The following is a 1,196-nucleotide window of genomic DNA, read 5'->3' on the forward strand; positions in this document are numbered from 1 at the left end:
GCGCCCGGCAGCACCTGGCCGGCAGCGTCCAGCAAGGTCACATGGCGCATGTCCAGCGCCCGTGACAGCGGCATGGGCAGCCGCAGCTCGATGTGCAGCAGGTTCTCCGGCACGCTGGGGCCGGACGGGAAAACCTGCACGGAGCCCGCCAGCACATCGATGGACAGCAGCGCCAGCGCCACCGCAGCACGACCGTGCTTCACGGCAGCGTGCGCCGCGCCAGTTCGGGGTAGCCCTCGTCGCTGCGCAGCACGCCGTGCAGGCCGCGGAAGCCATCGCTGGCCTGGTAGCGGAAGTCGGCGAAGTCGTACTCGTTGATGAAATCGCTCAGGCGCAGGAACGCCCCCTGGCGCAGCGACACCAGCTCCAGCGCCCCGGTGCTGCCATGGCGGCGCAGCACCGTGAGGAAGGTCTTGTCCTGCACGCCGAGCTTGACGATGCCGGCCAGCGGGATCGGGATGGCTTTCACGCCCAGGTACGGCTCGGTCGGCCAGTTGATCGGCTTGGCCAGGCCTGGCTGCGCGCTCGCGGCGGCAATGGCCGAGACCGGCAACAGGTCCGCCGCCTTGTGCGAGTTGGCCAGCAGCAGCGCGGGTCCGTCCTGCGTCTCCAGGCTGACCAGGCCGACCGGCGCGCTGCCCCAGCCCAGTTCGGCCACGGTGCGGCCGACGATGTGTGCACCGTCTTTCAGGTCCCTCAAAGGAATCGTCACCAGCGGTGTGCAGGTGTAGGCTGCCACCAGCGTGGGTTCGCCGTTGAGCGTGGCGATGGCCATGCGGCGGATCGGCGCCCGCGTCTCGACCTGGTTGTGCACCGCGTGGTACATCTCCACGCTGGTCGCGCTGGCCGTGCCGTTGAACGGGAAGTCGTAGACCCGCAGCGTGGAGGCAAAGGCTGCGTTGCTGAGCCCGGCCACGTACAACTTGCCGGCCTGGTAGACCATGTCGGTCACGGTATAGGTCGCGGCCGGCACGTCCGCCCAGAAGCGCTGGTCATCGGTGGGCCGGCCGGCAATCAGCGCGCTGCTGTGCGGCGCATGCACCAGGTCCAGCCGGCGCACCAGGCCACCAGCGTCCAGTGTCACGACCGCCGGCTCGGGCAAACCGCGGCCATGGTCCACCGAAAGCGAGAGGTAGGCCAGGCCGGCGCCGGGGCGCATCGCCATGTCCTCGAACTGCAGCCGTTCGGCCGAGGTG

The 1,196-nt window shown here is 69.8% G+C and carries 2 protein-coding genes; both read right to left on the bottom strand.

Annotated elements, in window-relative coordinates:
- On the bottom strand, nucleotides 1-203 hold a 203-nt coding region (locus tag FKP22_RS31055), incomplete at its 3' end, for a hypothetical protein (protein ID WP_211361682.1).
- Nucleotides 200-1,196 (bottom strand): hypothetical protein (locus tag FKP22_RS33255; RefSeq protein ID WP_170201201.1); only part of this gene is annotated, 997 nt, incomplete at its 5' end. The genes FKP22_RS31055 and FKP22_RS33255, both read right to left, overlap by 4 nt.

The organism is Ideonella azotifigens, from assembly GCF_006519715.1.
Lineage (GTDB): Bacteria > Pseudomonadota > Gammaproteobacteria > Burkholderiales > Burkholderiaceae_C > Ideonella > Ideonella azotifigens.